The following is a 23,026-nucleotide window of genomic DNA, read 5'->3' on the forward strand; positions in this document are numbered from 1 at the left end:
CGCTAGCGGACGGCGACGCCGTCGTCCGCCGTCCGGTGAACCCGCCACAGCGGATTCACCGGGCCGTGTCCGGCGCCGAGCGGATAGGCGGCCTGCAGGCCGCGCGTCACCCACGTCTTCGCGAAGGCGACCGCGTCGGGGACCGAGTAGCGGTGGGCGAGCGCGGATGCGATGGCCGCGGCGAGGGTGTCCCCGGCGCCGTGATCGTGGCCGGTGTCCACGCGGGGATGCGTGAACTCGGCGAATGACGCGCCGTCGAACAACAGGTCCGGGCTCTGCGCACTGCCGCGCAGATGCCCGCCCTTGACCAGCGCCCACTGCGGACCGAGGCCGTGCAGTGCGCGCGCCGCGTCGCGCTGGGTGGACTCGTCGACGACCTCGATGCCGGTGATCAGGCGAACCTCGTCGAGATTCGGCGTGACGATCGTCGCCAGTGGGAACAGCTTGTTGCGCAGCGCATCCAGCGCCTCGGTGGCCAGCAGCTGATCGCCGTGCATCGACGCGCACACCGGGTCGAGGATCAGGGGTGCCGCGCCGTCGCGGCCGATGCCGGCGTCGACGCAGGCGTGCGTGACCGCTTCGATGATCGGCTCCGACGCCAGCATGCCGGTCTTGGCGGCACCGACCCCGATGTCGGAGACGACCGAATAGATCTGTGCGGCCACGACCTCGGGGGGGATCTCATGAAAACCGCTCACCCCCAACGAGTTCTGGACCGTCACCGCCGTCACCGCGACGCAGCCGTGCAGACCCAGCAGAGCAAAGGTCCGCAGGTCGGCCTGGATGCCCGCGCCGCCGCCGGAATCCGAGCCGGCGATCGTCATCACCCGGACCGGCGTCGAACCCGGTGCGGCCGTGGGCAACAGCGGTGGACCGCCGGTATCCGCCGAGCCGGCCTCGCTGCCCGGCGAGTCGGTCATGCCGGGTTCCCGGCATCGATCGGCAGGTAGATGCGGCCGCCGGCGTCGGCGAATTCGGCAGACTTGGCGGCCATCTCCTCGGCGATCTTGCGATCGATGTCCTCGGCGGTGACCAGATTGTTCTCCTCGGCATAGGTGCGCACATCGGCCGAGATCCGCATGGAGCAGAACTTGGGACCGCACATCGAGCAGAAGTGCGCCGTCTTGGCCGGTTCGGCGGGCAGGGTCTCGTCGTGATATTCGCGGGCGGTGTCGGGGTCGAGGGCCAGATTGAACTGGTCGGTCCACCGGAACTCGAAGCGCGCCTTGGACAATGCGTCATCACGTTCCTGGGCGCGCGGGTGTCCCTTCGCGAGGTCTGCTGAATGCGCGGCGATCTTGTAGGTGATGACGCCGACCTTCACGTCGTCGCGATCGGGCAGTCCCAGGTGTTCTTTCGGGGTGACGTAACACAACATCGCGGTGCCGGCCTGCGCGATCATCGCCGCCCCGATCGCCGAGGTGATGTGGTCATAGGCGGGTGCGATGTCGGTGGCCAGCGGTCCGAGCGTGTAGAAGGGTGCTTGTTCGCAGAGTTCCTCCTCCAGCCGTACGTTCTCGGCGATCTTGTGCATCGGCACGTGGCCGGGGCCCTCGATCATCACTTGCACCCCATGCGATTTCGCCTTTGTGGTGAGTTCGCCCAAGGTGCGCAACTCGGCGAATTGGGCTTCGTCGTTGGCATCGGCGATCGAGCCCGGCCGCAATCCGTCACCGAGGGAGAAGGTGATGTCGTAGCGGGCGAAGATCTCGCACAGCTCGTCGAAGTGGGTGTACAAGAAGGATTCCTCGTGATGGGCCAGGCACCAGGCCGCCATGATCGAGCCGCCACGGGAGACGATGCCGGTGACCCGGCGGGCGGTCAGTGGCACGTAGCGCAGCAGCACCCCGGCGTGCACGGTCATGTAGTCGACACCCTGCTCGGCCTGCTCGATGACGGTGTCGCGGTAGATCTCCCAGGTGAGTTCGGTCGGATCGCCCTTGACCTTCTCCAGCGCCTGGTAGATGGGGACGGTCCCGACCGGGACCGGCGAATTGCGCAAGATCCATTCGCGGGTCAGGTGGATATCGGACCCGGTCGAGAGATCCATGATGGTGTCGGCGCCCCAGCGGGTGGCCCAGACCATCTTCTCGACCTCCTCGGCGATGGAGCTGCTGACCGCCGAATTGCCGATGTTGGCATTGATCTTCACCGCGAAGGCCTTGCCGATGATCATCGGCTCGGACTCGGGGTGCCGGTGGTTGACCGGGATCACCGCGCGGCCGGCGGCCACCTCGGTGCGCACCAGCTCGACCTCGACGTCTTCGCGGGCTGCAATGTAACGCATCTCCGGTGTGACGAGACCGGCACGGGCCCAGGCCAATTGGGTGGCTGCCCCATCGACGGGTGCCGGCCGTTGCCACGACTCGCGGGTGCGCGGCAGCCCCTTGTCGACGTCGATGACGGCATCGGTGTCGGTGTAGGGCCCCGACGTGTCGTAGACGTCGAGATGTTCACCGTTGGTCAGATGGATGCGGCGCTGCCCGATTCGCAGGTCACCGATCTCGAGATGATGTTTGGTGCTGCCCTCGATCGGGCCGGTGGTGAGGATGTCGCTCCCGACCGTGCTCTCGGTGGCTGCATTCTCGGTGGTTGCGGCATCGGTGGGCACACGTGTTTTCATGGTCGATCTCCCTACGCCGGCATTATCCGGACAGGTTCGGGCGGTCGGCGACCGCCAGTCGCCATCTCAGCCCCCGGAACGTGGGAGCCCCCGCGTGGTGAAGTTGTATGAGCGTTGCGTCACGACTGTGCGCAGTGGCCACCCTACCCGCAAGGTCCCGGACCCGGCTGCCGGATGTCGGCTGCCCGGCGTTGGTTGCTGATGCACGTTGCTGTTGCCGGGGTGTGTGTCGGCTTTGTTCACAGGCAATTTGCGCGCGAAAGACTTGCGCCTACGTAACCGTAGGGTATTGTGTGATCGGGATCACAGAGAGGATCTGTCGTTCGGGGGGAGCCGAGCGACGCAATTCGTCGTCTCAGCACGACGTGATGAGGGGTGAGGACCAATGAATCGCAAACACCGGCACCGCCCGCCGCAGTCGGCGCAGTCGATTCTGCAGCAGATCTCGCAGGTCGTCCACAATCCGTCCCGGGAGAGATTCGAGCTCTGGGTGGCCGGTGACCTCGTCGGCGTCCTGGGCTATTCGGTCGAGGAGGCCGATGGTCAGCGGACCATCACGGTGTTGCACACGGTGCTCTATGACGAATACACCGGCCACGGACTCGGAACGCGACTTGCGCGTGGAGCCCTCGCCTACATCCGGGACCAGGGCGCGCGGGTGCGCCCGGTCTGTTCGTTCACCAAGGACTTCCTCGACGGGCATCCCGGGATCGTGCCGTTGGCTCCGATCTGAGATTAGGTTATCCTGTCCTCACATTTTGAGGAGAGGGGCCGTTCGGCATGGCCGAGACAAGCCAGAAAGCAGCGTCGCGCGGATGGCAGGGGGCAGTTCTCAAGCTGCTGCGCGCCGATGACTACGAGTTCACCGTCACCAGTACCGATACGATCACCGACCACTACCTGCGGATCGGGTTGCGTGGCGGTGGCCTGCTCGCCGACCACCCGATCCATCCCACGATGTGGGTGCGGCTCTGGTTCGAGTCGGACGGCAGTGCGCACCAGCGGGGGTACACGATCGTCGACCCGGACGCCGGCACCGACACCTTCTTCATCGAGTTCGCCGTCCACGAGGGCGCCGCGCTGCGGTGGGCGCTCGCCGTCCGGCCCGGCGACACCATCGGCGCCACGTTCATGGGGTCCAAGTTCACGATTCGGAATCCGGCGCCGGCAGGCTGGCTGATCGCCGGCGACGCCGCATCGCTGCCGGCGATCAACTCGCTGCTCGACGCGTTGAGCGAGACGCTGGCTCCCGGGGCGGCGACGATCTGGTTCGAGTACTCGCACGCCGACGATCGTGAGCTGCCGATCAGGGTGCGTCCACAGGACACCGTGCACTGGATCGAGCGGGGCGCCGACGGGACTGCGATCGTCGACGCGGTGCGCGCCGCGGCGGCCCCGCAACCCGATCACTTCGGCTGGGTTGCACTGGATTCGGTGGCCACTCGAGCCGTGGCGCAGGTGTTCCGGACGGAGTACGGACTCGGGAAGAAGGGTGTCAAAGCCCAGGCGTACTGGCAGGTCGACTCGAAATGAGCTATCCGACTACACAAGACACCGCCGGGAATGATGCGGCGGCCGACCAGTCGGGCGAGGCCGCCGGCTCGTCCCTGAACTGGCCGACGGTGCTGGCCTCGGCCGGCATCGCGGCGGTCACCTCGGCATTGATCGTGACGATCGGCGTCGTCGGACTGCTCGTCGCCGACAATCGCGGGGGGCTGCAGAGCACGGCGGCCCAGCCGACCGTCGTGAACCTCGGCGCACCGAGCCCGCAGGCGGCCGCGGCTGCGGCAGCGCCCGGACCGACGACACCGCAGGCGCCGGCCGGCCAGACGCCCGAGCCGGCTCCGACGGAGGCAGTCCCGCCCGCAGCCGGTGCGGTGGCGCCGACCGCCGCCTCCGTACAGCAGAGCACCGTACAGCAGAGCACCGCGCCGCAGGCCCCCGCACAGCAGAGCGCCGCGCCCGCGGCGCTCTCCGCTGCGCAATTGACCACCAAGGTCAAGGTGGCCATGAACACCGGTGCCTCCCGGACGGCGCGCGCAGCCGAATTGCAGGGTGGGCAGCGGGCGCTGACATCCGTCGACGCGGTGGCGCGACTGATGGCGGCCTATCCCGATGCCGGCTTCAGTTACCAGATCGTCGGTCCGGTGGCCGTCAACGCCACCACGCAGACAGCGCAACTGCAGATGTCGTTGGTGGGCAACGGCTCTCGATACAAGCCGATGAAATGGATATGGCTCGACGACAAATGGAAGCTCTCCAACGAAAGTGTCTGTGTGATCGCCGCCTACGCGATGGTGCCGTGCTCGGTATGAGAACGCGAGGGGTAGTGAGCAGAATCCGGATACTGACCGCCGTCCTCGCGGCCCTGATCGTGGCCGTCGTCGCCGGGTGTTCGGCGCCGGCGGACGACGATGCGGGCGGCTCGGTGCAGCTCAACCTGCCCGACGGGAGATCGGTGACGATCCCGCACACACCCCAGCGGATCGTCACCCTCGGCGGGCAGTGGACCGATGTGCTGTTGTCCTTCGGGCGCAAGCCGGTCGGCTACTACGACGCGATCCAGACGACCGCCCATCAGCTTCCGCCGTGGTACGGCACCGAACTCGCGGACTCGACGCCGCTCGACCCGAACGGCGACATCGTCGCCGCCGTGGCCACCCTGAAGCCCGATCTGATCGTCGCACCCGGATTCGCCTCGATGAGTGGGGTTTTCGACAAGCTGACCGAGCTTGCCCCGACCATCGACAAGATCAGCGGCGCACAGGTGGACCCGTGGCCGGACATGGTGACGCTGATGGGCACCATCCTGCATCAACCGGATAAGGCCAAGGAGATCATCGCCGGTGTCGACGGCAAGATCGGCGCCATCGCGAACGAGTATCCGGGACTGAAGGGCAAGACCTATTCCTTTGCCTACATGTATGGCTCCGACCAGATCTCGGTGCTCGGTGATCCGAATGACGGGGCGGGAAAACTGTTCGCCTCGCTCGGCCTGACGATGGCGCCCCGGCTGATCCAGCAGAGCCGCACCAGTGGGCAACCGCGCGTGCAGATCAGCGCCGAGAACATTCCCTGGCTAAACTCCGACCTACTCGTGATGGCCACGCAGACAGACGATCTGCGTACCCGACTCGAGAGCCTGCCGGGCTACCGCAACCTTGCGTCGGTGAAAACCGGTGCCGTCGCGATGCTGAACCAGATGCAGATCACCGGACTCAACGAGCCGGCACCCAAGGCCACCGTCTACGTCCTCGACCAGCTCCGGCCGGCCCTGGCCCGGGCGGCCGGGCAGTGACGCGGGCGCTCGGCGGCGGGCCGCCACGGTGACACGTTCAGGCGCGCAGATCCACCGCGGCCACCGCCACGCCCGCATCGGCCCAGCGGGCCGCCGTGGCGCGCCGGGCCGCGGGCGAGGTGATCAACAAGAGAGCGAAGGCCGCGGGCGGATCTGCGACATCGCGATAGTGGTCGCGATAGAACACCATGGATTCGGCGAACCAGGTGAAGGCGCGCGCCGAGGATGTCAGGACGTCCTGCGCGTCGGTGATGACGGTGAGGAGGCCCGTCGTGCCGGCGGGCCGATCGAGATCGCGCATGCAGTCGTCGAAGGCGTCGGCATTGTGGCCGAAATAACCAGGGAAATCCCACTCCTGCGCGAAGGTCGAGAAGAGGTCGTCGCGGGTCGTCAGGCGCGGACCCTCGATCCGGACGGAGCGAAAACCGGCGGGCAGGCGCAGTGTCGGGTCGTGTGCGGTGGTGGCCAGGCCGACCGCGGAACCGTGGCCGGCGGCGTCGGCGAGGAATCCGGTGAGCGAAACGGGTTGTGGGATCACGTGTTCGGTCCTCGAATCCGGACGAAGGTCTGGTAGTGGTCGAAGGTGTACCACGCGGAGCCGTCATCGCCGGTGACGATGCGCTCGGCATCGCGCGAATGCCCGGGCTTCTTCGGGTTGACGTCCCACTCGCGATAACTGATCCGCCGGCCGCGAGAAGCGGTGCGCGGCAACCGTCCCTCACCGTTGCGGAACTCGATGCCGCCGCGGGTACCGGGTGCGTGGGCCGATTCCGGCCACGCTCCGGTGTCGATCAGGGCGAGGGTCCGGGTCACCCGGGCCGGGACCTGCGTGGTGGCGGGGGCGGCATTCGGGGTCGTCGACCCGGCGTCGTCGCCGGAGTCCTCGAGCATCCAGGTGAGCAAGCCCAGAAGTGCGATGACCACCACGGTGGCCACGGTGATGACCGCCCGCTTGCGCCGTTGCGTGGGTTCGGTCACCGCGGGCGCTCCCGGGAGAGGTAGCGATACCGGTGGTGCAGTGTGAAACCCCGGGCGCGATACCAGTTTCCGGCGACCCCGTTGTCGGCCGCGACCTGCAGGTAGGCGCGCGACGCGCCCGCCTCGGCGCCCCAGGCCAGCAAGGTCGCGAGGACGGCGTCGCCCAGCCTTTCCCGGCGTCGCCCGGGGTCGGTCCACACTGCGGTGATCCCCAGCCAGCGGGTCGGTGAATCCGGTGCAGAGGTGAGCGCGCCGCGTCCGATCGCGACGGGACGCCCGGCCGACTCGACGGTCGCGAAGGTGACCGTGGAATCGGTGCCGGCCGATGCGGACACCACCGCCGACCCGGCGTCGACATCGGCGTCGGGACCCAGATAGGCGCGCACCCATTCGGTGGTGGGTCCCGGCGCCAGAACGACGTCGGCGTCTGCGCGCACCGACCGCCGGGCGGCGAGTTCCCTTGTCAGCACGTGGTTCTCACCTGAGGCCGGGGTGCCCGCGAGCCGACTCGGCAACAGTCGTTCCGGCGCCGCGATCAGCGGTGGCAGATGCCGTGTGCGGTACCAGGATTCGATGGCGCTCAGGGTCGTCGCATCGGTCCGGGGCGAGCGGTCGAGGGCGATGGCCGAATTGGCCCGCCGGGAGATCCCACCACCGGCGCGCACCAGCCACCCGTCGATCCACTCGTGCTCGATACCGGGCCAGGCCAGCGCGGCGGCGTATTCGAGTGCGCGGATCTCGCTGTTGCGGACCGGAACAGCCGACAGCAACCGGATCGAGCTGATCGCGGCGCGCGGGATGGATTCGACCGTCCCGTCACGTTCGACCCGCACCGGATCGCCGTCGTCGAGCAGGTGTCCCGTCACATCCGATTGCGTCGGACCGCCCGGCGTCGCCGAACGCGGATTGGGTGCGTCGCGCCAATCCCCGGGCGCGGCGTCACCGAGCCGGTAGCGCACCACGATCCGATCACCGCGATAGGCGCCCAGGTCGCTTCCGGGTCCGGTCACCGACACGCCCGGTCAGTCGTCGTGGCCGAACGGATCGGCTTGTTCGCCGGGGAGCCAGGTGAGCCCGGGCACACCCCAGCCGTTGCGTTTGATGGTCTTCTTCGCCGCGCGCGCGTTGCGGCCGACGAGGACGTCGACGTAGAGATGGCCGTCGAGGTGACCGACCTCGTGCTGGAGCATGCGGGCAAAGAACCCGTGGCCCTCGATCACCACCTCGGCGCCGGTGCGATCGATACCCACCACGCGCGCCCAGTCGGCGCGACCGGTGGGGAACTGCTCACCCGGCACCGACAGGCAGCCCTCGTCGTCGTCGTCGGGGTCGGGCATGGTCTCGGGGACCTCGGAGGTCTCGAGTACGGGGTTGATGACCTCACCGCGTTGGCGGGTCGGCGACCGGCGCGTTTCGCCGTCGGGACAGTCGTAGACGAACAGTCGCTTGCCCACGCCGACCTGGTTGGCGGCCAGGCCGACGCCGTTGGCCTCGTCCATCGTCTCGTACATGTCGTCGAGCAGCGTCACGATCTGTTCCGGCGGCCGCCCGCTGTCGTCGAGTTCGACGAGCTCGGTCACGCGGTGCAGCACGGGTTCACCGACAATGCAGATCGGGAGAATTGCCATGACCGACAGATTACTGTGCGGCGACACATGGGCCGGAAGGCAGATGGGTTCGCCGGGGGAGACACAGACTCGGGCCCCGCCCGCGAGTCACGCCGCGTTCGCCGGTGCTGTGCGTGGTTAGATATTCACGAACCACACCGCTGTGATTCCGGAGGCAAACGCAACCGGATCGTGTGCCGGGGTCGCCGAAGCCGGTGGTGTGTGAGGTCGCAGCGAGATCGTCGAGGGAGCGAGATGGACGGCGCAGCAGCGCGTAGCAAACAGCAGGAGCAACGTCGCGAATCCGATACCGCCCCGGACACCGCCGATTCGCAGGCCACCGACCCGAACGCGGTCGGGCCGGACGGGTTGTCGCGCCGCGAGCACGACATTCTGGCCTTCGAACGGCAGTGGTGGAAGTACGCCGGGGCCAAGGAAGAGGCGATCAAAGAACTGTTCGGGCTCTCGGCGACCCGCTACTACCAGATCCTCAACGCCCTGGTCGACCGGCCCGAGTCGCTGGCGGCCGATCCGATGCTGGTGAAGCGACTGCGCCGACTCCGCGCATCCCGTCAGAAGGCGCGCGCGGCGCGGCGGCTCGGATTCGAAATCACCTAGGGCAAGTCACCTCCGCAGTGGACGCCGCGAGCCCCGGGCCGCCGGCGACACGGGGCAGGTGCGTTGCGGATGTGCGTTAAGGTCGTCGGTGATGAATGCTGATCGCGAGTCGAATCGCCTGCCACTGCGGGCCGGCGCCATGCTGCTCTTTGCGGTCGCCATCGTGTGCGTGGGACTGGGATGGCACTCGGCGGCCACCTCGGGCAAAAATCCCGAGGCGCAGCTACGAGCCGCGCAGTCGGGCGCACCGACCTCGGCTGCGCCCGCCCCGACGCAATCGTCGGCGACGAACTCCGCGAAGGTATGCGTGATCAACGCGGGCACCGTCAACGGCCTGGCCACAGTGGTCGACGACCAGTTGAAGAGCAAGGGTTTCACGACGGCCGGGATCACCTCCGAAAGCAATTACAGCCAGGGTGGTTTCACCGAGAACACCATCGTGTACTCGACTCCGGGACAAAAGGCGCAGGCCCAGAAGATCGCACAGGCCCTCGACAACGACTATTCCGTCGATTCCCGGGCGAACATGGCGAGTTCGTTCATTCGGTGCGCCGGCGGTGTCGCGGTCGTCGCGGTGCGACGGTGACAGCGGGTCGCGGTGCGACGGTGACAGCGGGTCACGGTGCGACGGCCGGCGCGCACCCCCGAGCCGGTACGCACCGGATCGATCCCGCATACTTCAGTGCGCAGGCCCACGGCGCTGACACCGGACCACGGGCCACCCGGCGCCGGGAGCGAGCGGCCCGGCCGAACTGTGTTCCATCACCCATCACTCGAGGAGCGAGATGACCGTCAATTCGAAATCAGGCTCTCAGACCTTCCGTGCGCTGGCGGTGCTCGCGTCGGCAGGTGCCGTCGGGTTGGCGCTGGCCGCATGTACTCCCAACGAGCCCACCACCACCGACAAGGGCACCACTCCCGCAGTGCAGACCGGCAATCAGGCGCCGCAGGGCGGACTGGTCGACGCCGACAACATCCCGGCCAGCAGTTCGGAGAACGGCACCGCCACGCTGATCGGCACCGACGGCAAGCAGATCGGTGAGGCCGTGTTCAAGCCGAGCGGGTCGGCGCTGGGCGTGACCGTCACCGTCAAGGCGGGCAGCGGCATCCCGGCCGGCTTCCACGCCATGCACATCCATGCCGGCAGTGCCTGCAACACCGGCGACAAGTTCGTCTCGGCCGGTGCGCACCTGCAGGTCGACGGGCACACCGGACATCCGTCGAGTGGCGACCTGATCTCGATCAACATCCTGCCCGACGGCTCCGGCACCACCACGACGTCGACGGCGGCGGTGAAGCTCGCACAGGTGTCGGACAAGACGATCATCATCCACGAGAACGCCGACAACTTCGCCAACATCCCCAGCCGGTACTCGGCCAACGGCCAGCCCGGCCCGGACGAGGAGACCATGAAGACAGGTGACGGCGGCGGACGGCTGGCCTGCGGTGTGATCAAGGCCGGGGAGTAGACCACCACCCGACCCGACCACCTCCTGACCCGACCACCACCTGACACCGAGGCGGTGAAGCCATGCCTCTCATCACCCCGATCGAATTCCGGGGGTCACCCGCCCCGACGCTGGGCGTCGAGTGGGAGTTCGCGCTCACCGACAAGGTCACCGGCGACCTGTCGAATTCGGCGGCCGCAGTGTTCGCCGAATTCGGTGGCCGGCATCCGGAGCTGGTCGGCAAGGTTCACAAAGAGTTGTTGCGCAACACCGTCGAGTTGGTGACGGGCATCTGCCGCACCACCTCCGACGCGATGGCCGACCTGTCGTCGACGCTGCACGCGGTGCGCGGCGTCGTCGACGAACTCGGCGTCGACCTCTACGGCGCCGGTACCCATCCGTTCGCCCAATGGTCGACACAGCTGCTCACCGAGGGCCATCGCTACGCCGAGTTGATCGAACGCACCCAGTGGTGGGGCCGGCAGATGCTGATCTGGGGACTGCATGTGCACGTCGGGATCGACCATCGCGACAAGGTGCTGCCGATCCTGTCGTCGCTGCTGAACTACTACCCGCATCTGCTGGCGCTGTCGGCGTCGTCGCCGATGTGGGCCGGCCAGGACACCGGATACGCCAGCAACCGCGCAATGATGTTCCAGCAGTTGCCGACTGCCGGGTTGCCGTTCCAGTTCGAGACCTGGGGCGAGTTCGAGGGATTCGTCGCCGACCAGAAGACCACCGGGATCATCGATCAACTGAACGAGATCCGCTGGGACATCCGGCCGTCACCGCATCTGGGCACCATCGAGGTGCGGGTGTGTGACGGGATGACCAACCTCGACGAACTGTCGGCGATCGTGGCGCTGATCCACTGCCTCGTCGTCGACCTGGACCGCCGGCTCTCGGCGGGCGAGACGCTGCCGCAGATGGCGCCGTGGCTGGTGCAGGAGAACAAGTGGCGCGCCGCGCGATACGGACTCGAGGCCATCATCATCCTCGACTCCGAGTGCAACGAGCGGCTGGTGACCGACGACCTCACCGACATCGTGCGCAGGCTCGAACCGGTGGCCGCCGACCTCGGCTGCCTCGACGAACTCGACCGGGTGGCCGGGATCATCGAGCGCGGCACAAGCTATCAGCGTCAGCGGGCCGTGTACGCGCAGACCCATGACCTGCGCGCGGTGGTCGCGTCGGTGGTCGGCGAACTGGAGTAGCGGGCCCGGTCGCGTCTGGTCCGGTCTAGTCCCGGTCGCCTTGTTCCATCTGGTCGCGCGCGATCAGGCCGTCCTGTGCGCGCTGCTCCTGATAGACCAGGCGGCCGATGCGGTGCGCGACCACCGGTGCGGTGATGAGCGCGAACAACCCGGCCAGGATCAGCATGCCGATGTCGGCGTTGGTGACGCTGTCGGAACCGCCGATGCCGACCATCGCGCCGATGAGCATCATCAGCAGCCCCAGGGTCTGGGGTTTGGTGGCCGAGTGCATTCGGGACAGGGTGTCGGGGAAACGCAGGATCCCGATCGCCGCGGTGACGGCCATGAGTGAACCGACGATGAGGAAGATGGCGCTGACGATGTCGGTGATCATGCCTGATCGTCCCGGACCCGGAATCGTGCGATGGCCACCGACCCGACGAAGCTCACCAGCGACAGCGCGACGATACCCGGCACGACGGTGGTGTCGCCGCTGTAGGCGGCCCATGCCGCCAGCCCGCACATGCACAGCGCGATCAGCGCGTCGAGCGCCACCAATCGATCAAGAGTGGTGGGCCCCAACAGGATTCGTCCCATCACCAACATGGCGGAGACGAGCAGGGCTGCGGCGACGAAGTACCAGACGACGGTCATCGCCGACCTCCTTTCGGGGTCATCGCTTGCGGGGCCGTGGCTGGGCTCATCGCACGCGGTGGTAGTCGTCGTCGATGCCGTGATACGGGCTCGGCTGCCATTCGCTGTCGCGCTCGAAGGCCTTGATGAACATCTTCTCGACGAACGCCACCTGCTGGTAGAAGTGACGCACCTTCTTGTCCGAGCGGACATCGAATACGTGCACATACAGCATGCGGCGGCGGTGGTCGATCTCGAGCACCATCGTGCCCGGCACCAGATTCAGGTAGTCCACGGCCAGTGTCAGCACCATGTCGGATTTGATCGGCAGCCGTACCCGCATCACCGCACCGAGCGGTGGTCGGCCGGGCCGGACGGCCACCCAGGCCACCTGCGCGCTGGAGACGAAGAAGTCGACGATCAGACGGCAGATCAACAGGAACACCGTCACCGGATGGATTCGTCCTTCGACCGGCACGCGCGGCAGCGGCAGGACCAGCCCGATGACGATCGCGAGCACCAACCCGGCGATGATATTTGCCCACGACACGTTGCCCCACAACAGCACCCACACGAAGGCGAGCCAGGCGATCGACCACAGCCGGACGGCGGCCTCGCGACCGTCACCGCCCAGCCTGCGCGGTAGCCGCAGCCGGGTGTGCAGCCACACCCAGGCCCGCACCGTCGTCCATGCGAAGAACAGCACCGAGTAGCGGGCGATGTTGATCACCAGCCGCTTGGCCGGGCCCTTGCCGACGGGTTTGACCGGGGCGATCCGGTCGGGTCGCTTCTCACTCATCGGTGACTCCCGAGTACGGCTCCGATGTAGACGTTGCGGTCGATGATGTCGGAGGCGGCACGGTCGGTGAACCCGAAGATCGGGCCCGCCCACACGGTCAGGGCCAGACCGACGGCCACCATGAGCGCGGTCGGCACCACCATCGTCAGGGGCATCCGGCCGACGTCGGCGCGGTCGTCGAAGGCGATGTCGGCCCGCTCGTCGATCAACGCCGACGGCACGGTGTCGGAGAGCTCACCCTCGGGGGCGTCGGCCCGTGGGCGCCAGAAACCCTTGGTCCAGATGCGGGCGACGACGTAGAGCGTGAGCAGGCTCGTCACCACCGAGCCGACGGTCAGCACCCACGCCAGGACCGACCCGTTCGCGGTGCCCGCCTCGATCAGTGCGACCTTGCCGAGGAAGCCCGAGAACGGTGGGATGCCACCGAGATTGAGTGCCGGGATGAGGAAGAGTGCGGCCAGCACCGGACTCGCGATGAGGCCGCCGAGGCGCCGCAGCGACGCCGAGCCCGCCTGGCGTTCGATGAGTCCGACGACCAGGAACAGCGTGGTCTGCACGAGGATGTGGTGGGCGACGTAGTAGATCGCCGCACTCATCCCGATCTTCGACGACAACGCGATCCCGAACACCATGTAGCCGATGTGGCTGACCAGGGTGAACGACAGCAGACGTTTGATGTCGGACTGGGCGATCGCACCGAAGATGCCGACCAGCATCGTCAGCAGGCCCGCGACCAGCAGGACCGAATCCATCGATCCGCCCGGGAACAGCAGCGTGTGCGTGCGCATGATCGCGTACACGCCGACCTTGGTCAGCAATCCGGCGAACACCGCGGTGACCGGGGCCGGGGCGGTGGGGTAGGAGTCGGGTAGCCACGTCGACAAGGGGAAGACCGCGGCCTTGATGCCGAAGGCGACGAGCAGCACGGCGTACAACGCGTTGCGGGTGCCGTCGGGGACGTGGTCGAGGCGCAACGCCATCTCGGCCAGATTGAGGGTGCCGGTGATGGCATAGGCGAAGGCGATCCCCACGAGGAAGATCAGCGACGACACCATCGAGACCATCACGTACGACGCGCCGGCGCGTACCCGGTCGCCGGTCGCGCCGACGGTGAGCAGCACGAAACTCGCCGCGAGCAGCACCTCGAAGGAGACGAACAGGTTGAACAGGTCGCCGGCGAGGAACGAATTGCACACGCCGGCGCAGAGGATCAGATAGGTCGGCAGGAAGATCGACACCGGCTGATCGGACGTGCCGTCGCGGATACCCTGGCCGATCGCGTAGACGACCACGCATAACAGCACCAGCGTCGAGACCACGAGCATCAGGGCGGCAAGCTGGTCGACGACCAGCGTGATCCCGAAGGGCCCGTTGGGATGTCCCTTGTCGTCCCAGCCGCCGATGGCCAGCGAATACGTGCCGTGGACGTTGGTGAGGTAGAGCATCATGCACGACGCGGTGAGCGCGACGATGAGTGCCGACACCGTCACCACCCGCTGGAAGATCGCACCACGTCCCCGCAACAGGGTGAGCGCTGCGGCCAGCATCGGTGTCAGGGTCGGCAGCGTGATCAGCACGGGCAGCCAGGAGGCCTGCGGGATCATGGGCGGCCCCCCGGGCCGTTGCCGTCATCGCCGTCGTCGTCGCCTTCGCCGTCATCGTCGTACGCCGTGCCGGTGTCGATCACGTCGACGACGTCGACCCCGGTTTCGTCGCCGCCCAGTTCGTCGATGACGTCGGAGTCCGCGGGCATGAGGTCGGTCTCGATCTTCTCGCGGTGCGCTGCGATGTATTGCTCCTCGGTCAGCGGGTTGCCCTCGTCGTCGAATAAGTCGCCGGCGCTGGTGTCGGCGCCGGTCAGCGGGTCGTCGCTGCGGTCCCGGTCCGGTGCGGTCCACCGCGATCCGGTGGCCACCTTGATGTCTTCGGTGTCGTCCTCGACGTCGTCGTCGTCGCGGTTGAGTACGAACAGCCGGTACACCATCGCGAGGATGAAGGCACCCACTCCCATCGTGATGACGATCGCGGTCAGCACCATCGCCTGCGCCAGCGGGTCGGCGTCGTGGCCGCGCGCCGCCGACGAACGGCCCATGATCGGCGGGTTGCCCATACCGCCGGAGAGCGTCAGGATCAGCAGATTGATGCCGTTACCCGCCAGCAGCAGGCCCAGCAGCATCCGCACCAGGCTGCGCTCCATCAGCAGATAGGCACCGCAGGCGATCAGGATCGCGATGACGACGAGCAGGCCGAGGTTCACGCTCATTTGCGCGCCCCGTCCTGGCGGGCTTTGCGGGTGCGCAGCCGACGGGGCGACGCACCACCACCCTCGACGTCGAGGCGGGCGCCGAGGCTGCGCAGCACGTCGAGTACCAGCCCGATCACGATGAGATAGATACCGAGATCGAAGAACAGTGCGGTGACCAGTTTGATGTGGCCCAGGACCGGGACGGTGATCTCGAAGACGGCCGAGGACAACGAGGGGGCGCCGAGGAACATCGAGGTGACCGCGGTGGACGCGGAGATCAGCAGTCCGGCGCCGAGGAAGGTTCCCGGTTCGACGGGCAGCGCCTCACCGAGTTCGTAGCGGCCGCCGGCGAGGTAACGCAACACCAGGGCCAGCCCCATCATCAGGCCGCCGGCGAAACCGCCGCCGGGCGAGTTGTGCCCGGCGTAGAAGAAGTACACCGACACCACCACCATCGTCGGAAAGACCAGCCGGGTGGTGGCCTCGAGCACCATCGACCGGTGCCGGGGATCACGGAATTCGCTGCCGCGGAGCCAGGTGGTGCGATCCGGCGGGATCGGGTCGTCGTCATCGTCGGTGGCGATGCCGAAGTGGCGCGTGGCGTCGGCGATGCGCGGCGCCGCACCGAAGCGGCGGTTGCGGAACACCATCGATGCGACGCCGGTGGCGGCGACGATGAGCACCGACACCTCACCGAGGGTGTCCCAGGCGCGGGTGTCGACGAGCAGGACGTTCACCGCGTTCGCGCCGTGCCCGAACTTGTAGGCGACCGCGGGGATGTCGACGCTGATGGGTTGCTCGGAGCGTGCCGCCGCGGCGAACATGCCGATCAGCACGATCGAGACCCCCAGTGCGACACCGATCGCCGCGCGCAGCGGTTTGAAACCGGTCGCATGGCGGGGTTCGGGCTCGGCGGGCAGCTTGCGCAGCACCAGCACGAAGATGACCAGGGTCAGCGTCTCCACCAGGAATTGGGTGAGTGCGAGGTCGGGCGCGCCGTACAGGGCGAACAGCATGCCGCAGCCGTAGCCGGTCACGCCGACGACCAGGGTGGCGGCCAGCCGGTTGCGCAGGACGATGGTGGCCACCGCTGCCGCCGCCATGATCACCCCGATGACCAACTGGGTGACCGAGTCGAAACCCTTGGGCTCCAACGTGTTCCGGTTCCCCAGGAACAGCACCACGGTGGGCAGGATGATCACCGTCGACAAGATGACGCCCTGCGTGATCGGCAGCGACCCGCGCTGGGTGCTGCGGGTCAGCATCAGCGACAGGGTGTCGGCGCCGCGCAGGGTGGCGTCGTAGATGTGGTCGGCGTTGACCAGCGGACGGGACCCGAAAACCAGGTCGCGCAGCCGGCGCAGGACCACGAACAGCAGCGCCCCACCGACGATGACGACGATCGAGAACACGACGGGCAGTCCGAAGCCATGCCACATCGCGAGGTGCTCGAGTTCGTGGCCGTAGTCCGGCAGGGTGCGCGCGTAGGGCTCGAACCAGTGTCCCAGCCAACCGCTCCACAGCCCGGCGACGACGCCGAGCGCAGCGAGCAGCAGGGGCGGGACCAGGAACATCGGGGCCGGTGGGTGCATCTTGGCGACCGGCCGGGTCGGCAGGGTGCGGACCTTGCGGCCGAATGCCCCCCACAGGAACCGGCAGGTGTAGGCGAAGGTGATCACCGAGCCGACGAGCAGCACGATGTCGACGGTCTCGGCCTGCCACGGCGGCAGCGATCCGGTGTCCCAGACGGTCCCGAATGCGGTCTCCTTGCCGACGAAGCCCAGCGTGAACGGCAGACCCGCCATGCTCGCGCCGGCCACCGCCGCGATCGCGGCGAGTACCGGGGCCCGGTGACCGAGGCGGGCGAGTTTGCGGATGTCGCGGGTACCGGTGGTGTGGTCGATGATGCCGACGACCATGAACAGCGACGCCTTGAACAGCGCATGTGCGACGAGCATCGTCAGTCCGGCCATCGCCACGTTGGCGTCGCCCATGCCGATGAGCACCGACATGAAGCCCAGTTGCGACACGGTGCCGAAGGCCAGGACGAGTTTCAGGTCGAGTTCGCGTAGCGAGCGCCAGCCGCCGAGCAGCATGGTGAACGACCCCAGACCGATGACCATGACCTGCCAGCTCGCCAGGCCGGCGAACGCCGGCGCGAGGCGTGCGATGAGGTAGATGCCCGCCTTGACCATCGCCGCGGCGTGCAGGTATGCGCTGACCGGGGTGGGGGCGGCCATGGCGCCGGGCAGCCAGAAATGGAACGGCACGATGGCCGACTTGCTCAGGGCGCCGACGAGTAGCGCGACGACGGCGACGTCGACGTAGATCCCCGCCGCCGGCGGATGTGCGAGCAGATCGCTGAGCAGATAGCTGCCGGTACGTTCGCCGAGCATGATGATGCCGACCAGCATCGCCAGCCCGCCGAAGGTGGTGACCAGCAATGCCTGCGTCGCCGACCGGCGCGAGGTCGCACGGATTCGGTAGTAGCCGACGAGCATGAACGACAGCACGGTCGTCAGTTCCCAGAAGATGTAGAGGACCAGCATGTTGTCGCTGGTCACCAGGCCGAACATGGCTGCGGCGAAGGCGATCATCTCGCCGCCGAAGATCGCGACACGCGGACGCGCGTCGTCGAAGTAGTGGGCGCAGTAGCAGAGGACCAGCGTGCCGACGCCGAGGATCAGCACCGACAGGATCGCCGAGAGGGTGTCCATCCGCATCACGATGTTCATGTGCAGCGACGGCACCCACTCCAGCGTCTCGGTGGGTGGGGCGCGCTGGGAGTCGGGCCAGTGGGTCAGTACCCAGATCAGGCCTCCGAGTGGTGCGAGCGCCAGGATGTAGAAGCCAGTGGTGCCGACCCACCTGATGATTGCGGGCGCCACGAGCGCGCACAGTGCCAGGGCGATCAGCACAGTGAGCAAGGGGGCGCACTCCGTCTCTGGTCGGTCGGGCGGGGTGGTCGCGGGAGTCGGACGAACGGTCGGCCCGAACGGCATCGCCTACGGTGTGTCACCGGACGCGACCGGCGGTCACTACCTTACCGTTGCGGTCATGCCCCGGTTCGACAGAGTCGTGGCGCCGGTCCTTTGCGCGATCGTCGCCACCGTGCTGACGCTGCTTCTCTCCGGATGTTCCGACGACGCCCCCGCGCGGCGTGCGGGCGTGCCGGCCGACTTCCCGTCGGAACAGGTGCCGATGATCGACGGGCAGGTCATCTCCGGCGACGGATCGAAGGACGAGTGGAACGTGGTGGTGCAGGCACCGGCCAACGCGGGCAATCCGATCGACAAGGCGGTGCGTGCCCTCACCGACGTGGGTTACACGGAGGAGGGCCGCACGACCGAGGGCGGGCAGGCCGTCGTCCGATTGTCGGCGTCCAAGGACGGCAAGACGTACTTCGTCACCCTCGGCATCACCCCACAGGCCGCGGCCGGCGTCACCTCGGTCTTCTATCACGTCTCGACGTGAGCGCCGGCCGGTCCGAGTGTCACTAGTCCGATCGGCGTTGCGCGTAGGCGCGTAGATCCGCCACCTGAGCCGCGTCCAGTGACGGCCGGACCCGGGTGCGCGCGTCGGTGACGTCGCCGGCGGTGACCGTCGCGGCCTCGATGTTGCGGCGCATCGCCGACAAGGCGGCCTCCCGCAGCAACGCCGCGCAGTCGGCGGCCGAGTAGCCGTCGAGGTCGGTGGCGAGTTCGTCGAGGTCGACGTCGGCGGCGAGGGGCACATTGCGTCCGGCGGTGTGCAGGATCGCGGCGCGGGCCGCGGCGTCGGGCGGCTCGACGAACACGAGTCGTTCGAGGCGGCCGGGCCGCAACAGTGCGGGATCGATCAGGTCGGGGCGGTTGGTGGCGCCGACGACGACCACATCCGATAGTGGTTCGACCCCGTCGAGTTCGGTGAGCAGTGCGGCCACCACCCGATCGGAGACCCCGGAATCCGACGACTGCCCGCGCCGCGGGGCGAGGGCATCGACCTCGTCGAGGAAGATCAGCGACGGCGCCGATTCGCGTGCCCGATCGAACAGGTCGCGGACCGCGCGTTCGGAGGCGCCGACCCACTTGTCCATCAGCTCGGCACCTTTGACGGTGTGCACCGACAACCGGCCCGAGGCGGCGAGCGCACGGACCACGAAGGTCTTGCCACAACCGGGCGGGCCGTAGAGGAGCACGCCGCGCGGCGGATCGATCCCGAGACGGGTGAAGGTGTCGGGATGTTCGAGCGGCCACAGCACCGCCTCGGTGAGGGCTTGCCGGGTCTCGACCATGTCGCCGACGTCGTCGAGGGTGATCGATCCGAGTGACACCTCCGGCGTCTGCGCCCGCGACACCGGGCGGATCACCCCGACCGCGCCGCGCAGGTCGGCTCCGGTCAATGCGGGCGCCGACTCCGGTGACTGCGCCGCGGTCACCCGCGCCGCGGCCCGCAGCGCCGCCTCGCGGGCCAGGGCCGCCAGATCGCCGGCCACAAAACCTGGTGTGCGAGAGGCGATTTCGGAGAGTTCGAGGTCGCCGTCGGTGGGTACGCCGGCGAGGATGGCGGCCAGCAGGCGGGCACGCAGCGCCGCATCGGGCAGCCCGATGGACAGTTCACGGTCACACAATTGTGGGTCCCGCAGCCGGGTGTCCATGGCTGCGGGTTCGGCGGTCGTGGCGATCAGCGCGATCGTGCCGGTGCCGTCCGGGCCACCGGTGAGGGCCTCACGCAGGACGTCGAGGATCAGCGTCGAGGCCGGCTCGGCGGCGGCCGGCAGCAGCGCCTCGACATCGGTGATCAGCAGGACACCGCCACCCGGCCGCAGCGAGGCGACGGCATCGGAGATCGAACGCAACCGCGCAGTGGCCTCCCGTGCGCCGGCGGTCGGTCCGTCGACGACGGCCAGCGGACGCCCGGACGCGACCGCCCGCACCAGCGTGGCCTTGCCGGCACCGGGCGGTCCGGTCAGCAATACCCCGAGTCGGGGTGCCGCGCCGAGGGTCCGCAGCACCTCGGGTTCGTCAAGGGTGATCCGGAGCCATTCGGTCAGCTTCGCGACCTGATCGTCGACGCCGACCAGCTCGGCGACCGGCCGCACGGGCCGCGTGCCGACGGCGTGGCTCGGATAACTGCCGTCGTCTGTCGGCCGGCTGCCCTGGGCTGCGGTCGGAGCCGGGGCGCTCGTGTCGGCGAGGGCAGCGCCGACGCCATCACCCCACATGACCGCGGTGTTCGGCTGCACACTGACCGGCGAGCCGGGCTCGGTCGCGGTCACCGTCAGCAGTTGCGTCGTCCAGGTGATGCCGACCGAGCGGGCCAGCGCACCCACCGCCTCGCTCGCGGTCAATTCGGGGCCGAGGTCGCGGGGCAGCAGCGACACGGTGTCCCCGTCGGAGAGGACCTTGCCCAGCAGTGCGCGGCGCAGCGTCGTCGGGTCGACGCCGTGGGTCGCCAGCGCCGAGCCGGTCACCAGCACCCGGGTGGCGGCCTGGACCTGCACCGGGCCGATCACCACCTGGGCGTTCTCGCGCACCCCTGCGTTGGAGAACGAGATGTCGTCGAGCAGCACCGTGCCGGTCGACGACTCGGCGGATGCGGCCGCGACGACCGCTGCGGTCGCCCGCGCCCCGGTGATGCTCACCGCATCCCATTCGCGAAGCCCGAGCGCGGTCAGCGCTTCGGGATGCACGCGGACGATCCCGCGGCGGGCGTCGGCGGCCGACGGATTCAGGCGCGCGGTCAGCGTCAGCCGGGCGCTCACGCGTCGGGCCTGTCCGGGTGGTGAGGTGTCGTCGGTCGCGTCGCCGCAGCCGGCCGATGCAGACCGAGTCGCGCCTGCGATTTCCGCATGGCCGGCCGCCCGCGCGGGATGACGCGCCGCCCGGGGGTCTCGCGGGCGAGGGCACGGCGTTCGGCTCGACGCTCGCGCGGCGGTGCGTCCCAGTGTTCGGGCCGCGACGCCACCCAGCGGCGGCTGCGCCACGCAAAGGGAATGTGCAGCGCGTAAGCGGCGATGCCGATCACCATCAGCACATACGGGAAGGTCAGCAGCAGTGCGCCGCAGGCGGCCACCAGGATCAGCAGCCCCGGCAACGCACGCGGTGACACCTTCGCGGCCTTGAACGAGGCCGTGGGCACCCGGCTGACGGCGAGGAAGGCGACGATCATCAACCACACGCACACCACGGGCAGCGACGTCCACCATCCCGAACCGAACTGTTGCAGCAACCCGATGGGACCCAGCGCCCCGATCGCGGCCGCCGGTGCGGGCACGCCGATGAAGAAGTCCCGGGTGTAGGCCGGGGCGGCATCGTCGTCGAGCAGGGTGTTGAACCGGGCCAGCCGCAACACGATCGCGCACGTGTAGATCAGTGCGATCAGCCAGCCGATGTCGGCGCCGTCGAGAAGGATCAGATACACCAGAAAGGCCGGGGCGACACCGAAATTGATGGCGTCGGCCAGCGAGTCGATCTCGGCGCCGATCTTCGTCGTGGCGCCCATCAGGCGGGCGACCCGCCCATCGATCCCGTCCAGCAGCGCGGCCGCGACGAGCAGGGCCAGTGCCGCGTTGATGTTGCCGTTGGCGGCGACTCGGATGGCCGTCATACCGGCGCAGATCGCAAGGATCGTCAGCGCCGAGGGCACGAACATCCGGCCCGCCGACGCCTGGCGGCGCAACCGTGACCGTTCGGCCGGGGTGCCGCCGCGCCCCGCGACGCGCGCGGGGAAGCGGCGGGGCGCGGCGGGACGGTCGGCGCGTGGACTCATCGAGTGTTTGCGGGCGAGGTACGGGCACCGGCCGCGTCGAGGACGGCGAGTGTGGTCTCGGCCCCGATGGTGCGCTGACCGAGCCGCACCAGTGGCGTGGTGCCGGGCGGCAGGTAGACGTCGACGCGGGACCCGAACCGGATCAGGCCATAGGTGTCGCCGACCGAGAGTTCGTCGCCGACGCGTGGGTGGCATACGATGCGCCGCGCCAGCAGGCCGGCGATCTGCACGACCGCGAGGTCCGTGCCTGCGGTGGTGTGGATGGTCATCGTCGTGCGCTCGTTGACGTCGCTGGCATCGGGCAGATCGGCGGAGACGAACCGTCCCGGCGTATGGGTGACCGAGGTGACGGTGCCCGCGATCGGTACGCGCTGCACGTGGACGTCGAACAGCGACAAGAACACCGACACCCGCGGCCGGGGCGCGTCGCCGAGTCCGGACTCGGCGGGCGGGACGGCCTCGTCGAGGAGGCTGACGGTGCCGTCGGCGGGGGCGGCCACGGCGTGCGGATCGGTCGGGGCCACCCGGGCGGGATGCCGGAAAAATGCCGCGCAGGCGCCCGCGGTGAGTGCGGCCGGCGTCCGGATCCACCGGTGATGACGGCCGAGAAGAGCAACCGCGGATGCGGCCGCGACGAACGGCACGCCCGCCGGGTGCACCGGGGGGATGGTCTCGCGGGCCAGGGCGACCAGATGTGCCGGGGACAGTGCCGGAGAAGGTCCGTCTGGTGCGTCCTCGCGCGGGCGCCTCGCCACAGTCTTCCTCTCCGACGTCGTCAGTGCGGCCGGTTGCCGCGTCCGTACAGCTTAGCGGGCGGGGTGCACGGCCCATCTG

24 protein-coding genes and 1 riboswitch are annotated in these 23,026 nt (G+C 68.5%); of the genes, 9 read left to right on the forward strand and 15 right to left on the reverse strand.

Annotated elements, in window-relative coordinates; all coding sequences use genetic code 11:
• Positions 1–2 precede the first annotated feature (2 nt).
• Positions 3–920, reverse strand: coding sequence for a bifunctional hydroxymethylpyrimidine kinase/phosphomethylpyrimidine kinase (thiD, locus tag ACPXB3_RS18660; RefSeq protein WP_425728991.1), 918 nt, complete (start codon positions 918–920; stop codon positions 3–5).
• Positions 917–2,623, reverse strand: a complete 1,707-nt coding sequence (gene thiC / locus ACPXB3_RS18665; RefSeq protein WP_425704289.1) for a phosphomethylpyrimidine synthase ThiC — start codon at positions 2,621–2,623, stop codon at positions 917–919. The genes thiD and thiC overlap by 4 nt, the downstream gene beginning before the upstream one ends.
• A riboswitch (TPP riboswitch) is annotated at positions 2,614–2,727 on the reverse strand. (Overlaps the previous gene by 10 nt.)
• 281 nt (positions 2,728–3,008) lie before the next feature.
• Between thiC and ACPXB3_RS18670 the strand changes: the two genes are divergently transcribed.
• Genes ACPXB3_RS18670 through ACPXB3_RS18685 form a run of 4 tightly spaced genes read left to right on the forward strand, consistent with a single transcriptional unit; the run spans position 3,009 to position 5,921 of the window.
• On the forward strand, positions 3,009–3,356 hold the full coding sequence (locus ACPXB3_RS18670) for a GNAT family N-acetyltransferase (protein ID WP_425704288.1): 348 nt from the start codon (positions 3,009–3,011) through the stop codon (positions 3,354–3,356).
• Between the two features lie 47 nt (positions 3,357–3,403).
• On the forward strand, positions 3,404–4,156 hold the full coding sequence (locus ACPXB3_RS18675) for a siderophore-interacting protein (RefSeq protein WP_425704287.1): 753 nt from the start codon (positions 3,404–3,406) through the stop codon (positions 4,154–4,156).
• Positions 4,153–4,938, forward strand: coding sequence for a hypothetical protein (locus tag ACPXB3_RS18680; protein WP_425704286.1), 786 nt, complete (start codon positions 4,153–4,155; stop codon positions 4,936–4,938). Before ACPXB3_RS18675 ends, ACPXB3_RS18680 begins: the two co-directional genes overlap by 4 nt.
• A 23-nt stretch (positions 4,939–4,961) precedes the next feature.
• Positions 4,962–5,921 carry an ABC transporter substrate-binding protein gene (locus tag ACPXB3_RS18685; RefSeq protein WP_425704442.1) on the forward strand — a complete coding sequence of 320 codons (960 nt, stop codon included), beginning with the start codon at positions 4,962–4,964 and terminating at the stop codon, positions 5,919–5,921.
• A 37-nt stretch (positions 5,922–5,958) separates the two neighbouring features.
• Here the strand turns inward: ACPXB3_RS18685 and ACPXB3_RS18690 are convergent, their stop codons facing one another.
• From ACPXB3_RS18690 to ACPXB3_RS18705, 4 genes are all read right to left on the reverse strand, one after another.
• Positions 5,959–6,459, reverse strand: coding sequence for a barstar family protein (locus tag ACPXB3_RS18690; protein ID WP_425704285.1), 501 nt, complete (start codon positions 6,457–6,459; stop codon positions 5,959–5,961).
• Positions 6,456–6,812, reverse strand: coding sequence for a ribonuclease domain-containing protein (locus tag ACPXB3_RS18695; protein WP_425704441.1), 357 nt, complete (start codon positions 6,810–6,812; stop codon positions 6,456–6,458). Before ACPXB3_RS18695 ends, ACPXB3_RS18690 begins: the two co-directional genes overlap by 4 nt.
• Before the next feature lie 83 nt (positions 6,813–6,895).
• Positions 6,896–7,909, reverse strand: a complete 1,014-nt coding sequence (locus tag ACPXB3_RS18700) for an N-acetylglutamate synthase, CG3035 family (protein WP_425704284.1) — start codon at positions 7,907–7,909, stop codon at positions 6,896–6,898.
• 12 nt (positions 7,910–7,921) lie between these two features.
• Positions 7,922–8,527 (reverse strand): peptide deformylase, encoded by a 606-nt coding sequence (locus ACPXB3_RS18705; RefSeq protein ID WP_425728993.1) that lies wholly within the window; start codon positions 8,525–8,527, stop codon positions 7,922–7,924.
• 234 nt (positions 8,528–8,761) lie between these two features.
• Here ACPXB3_RS18705 and ACPXB3_RS18710 point away from each other — a divergent pair, with 234 nt between their 5' ends.
• From ACPXB3_RS18710 to ACPXB3_RS18725, 4 genes are all read left to right on the forward strand, one after another.
• The gene (locus ACPXB3_RS18710; RefSeq protein ID WP_425704282.1) at positions 8,762–9,124 is read left to right on the forward strand and encodes a DUF3263 domain-containing protein; all 363 of its coding nucleotides are present in this window, start codon (positions 8,762–8,764) and stop codon (positions 9,122–9,124) included.
• 91 nt (positions 9,125–9,215) lie between these two features.
• Positions 9,216–9,710: a LytR C-terminal domain-containing protein gene (locus ACPXB3_RS18715; protein ID WP_425728995.1), complete on the forward strand. Its 495-nt coding sequence runs from the start codon at positions 9,216–9,218 to the stop codon at positions 9,708–9,710.
• Between the two features lie 199 nt (positions 9,711–9,909).
• Positions 9,910–10,593, forward strand: a complete 684-nt coding sequence (locus tag ACPXB3_RS18720) for a superoxide dismutase family protein (protein ID WP_425704280.1) — start codon at positions 9,910–9,912, stop codon at positions 10,591–10,593.
• Positions 10,594–10,655: 62 nt separating this feature from the next.
• Positions 10,656–11,786, forward strand: coding sequence for a glutamate--cysteine ligase (locus ACPXB3_RS18725; protein WP_425704279.1), 1,131 nt, complete (start codon positions 10,656–10,658; stop codon positions 11,784–11,786).
• A gap of 25 nt (positions 11,787–11,811) precedes the next feature.
• Here the strand turns inward: ACPXB3_RS18725 and mnhG are convergent, their stop codons facing one another.
• From mnhG to ACPXB3_RS18755, 6 genes are read right to left on the reverse strand one after another with little or no spacing between them, the layout of a single operon-like run.
• Positions 11,812–12,159, reverse strand: coding sequence for a monovalent cation/H(+) antiporter subunit G (gene mnhG / locus ACPXB3_RS18730; RefSeq protein WP_425704278.1), 348 nt, complete (start codon positions 12,157–12,159; stop codon positions 11,812–11,814).
• Complete coding sequence (locus ACPXB3_RS18735; protein ID WP_425704277.1) at positions 12,156–12,419, reverse strand: monovalent cation/H+ antiporter complex subunit F; 264 nt, start codon at positions 12,417–12,419, stop codon at positions 12,156–12,158. Before ACPXB3_RS18735 ends, mnhG begins: the two co-directional genes overlap by 4 nt.
• A gap of 46 nt (positions 12,420–12,465) precedes the next feature.
• Positions 12,466–13,197: a Na+/H+ antiporter subunit E gene (locus ACPXB3_RS18740; protein WP_425704276.1), complete on the reverse strand. Its 732-nt coding sequence runs from the start codon at positions 13,195–13,197 to the stop codon at positions 12,466–12,468.
• On the reverse strand, positions 13,194–14,801 hold the full coding sequence (locus ACPXB3_RS18745) for a Na+/H+ antiporter subunit D (RefSeq protein WP_425704275.1): 1,608 nt from the start codon (positions 14,799–14,801) through the stop codon (positions 13,194–13,196). Before ACPXB3_RS18745 ends, ACPXB3_RS18740 begins: the two co-directional genes overlap by 4 nt.
• Positions 14,798–15,460, reverse strand: a complete 663-nt coding sequence (locus tag ACPXB3_RS18750) for a Na(+)/H(+) antiporter subunit C (RefSeq protein ID WP_425728997.1) — start codon at positions 15,458–15,460, stop codon at positions 14,798–14,800. Before ACPXB3_RS18750 ends, ACPXB3_RS18745 begins: the two co-directional genes overlap by 4 nt.
• A complete protein-coding gene (locus tag ACPXB3_RS18755; protein WP_425728999.1) occupies positions 15,457–18,369 on the reverse strand; it encodes a Na+/H+ antiporter subunit A in 2,913 nt (970 codons plus the stop codon). The genes ACPXB3_RS18750 and ACPXB3_RS18755 overlap by 4 nt, the downstream gene beginning before the upstream one ends.
• A 130-nt stretch (positions 18,370–18,499) precedes the next feature.
• On the opposite strand from ACPXB3_RS18755, the gene ACPXB3_RS18760 reads away from it, so the two are divergent.
• Positions 18,500–18,916 (forward strand): hypothetical protein, encoded by a 417-nt coding sequence (locus ACPXB3_RS18760; protein ID WP_425704272.1) that lies wholly within the window; start codon positions 18,500–18,502, stop codon positions 18,914–18,916.
• 22 nt (positions 18,917–18,938) lie between these two features.
• Here the strand turns inward: ACPXB3_RS18760 and ACPXB3_RS18765 are convergent, their stop codons facing one another.
• Genes ACPXB3_RS18765 through ACPXB3_RS18775 form a run of 3 tightly spaced genes read right to left on the reverse strand, consistent with a single transcriptional unit; the run spans position 18,939 to position 22,947 of the window.
• Positions 18,939–21,185, reverse strand: a complete 2,247-nt coding sequence (locus tag ACPXB3_RS18765; protein ID WP_425729001.1) for an AAA family ATPase — start codon at positions 21,183–21,185, stop codon at positions 18,939–18,941.
• On the reverse strand, positions 21,182–22,192 hold the full coding sequence (locus ACPXB3_RS18770; RefSeq protein WP_425729003.1) for a CDP-alcohol phosphatidyltransferase family protein: 1,011 nt from the start codon (positions 22,190–22,192) through the stop codon (positions 21,182–21,184). The genes ACPXB3_RS18765 and ACPXB3_RS18770 overlap by 4 nt, the downstream gene beginning before the upstream one ends.
• On the reverse strand, positions 22,189–22,947 hold the full coding sequence (locus ACPXB3_RS18775; protein WP_425704269.1) for a phosphatidylserine decarboxylase: 759 nt from the start codon (positions 22,945–22,947) through the stop codon (positions 22,189–22,191). Before ACPXB3_RS18775 ends, ACPXB3_RS18770 begins: the two co-directional genes overlap by 4 nt.
• Positions 22,948–23,026 lie beyond the last annotated feature (79 nt).

This window comes from Gordonia sp. DT219 (genome assembly GCF_049847065.1).
GTDB lineage: Bacteria > Actinomycetota > Actinomycetes > Mycobacteriales > Mycobacteriaceae > Gordonia.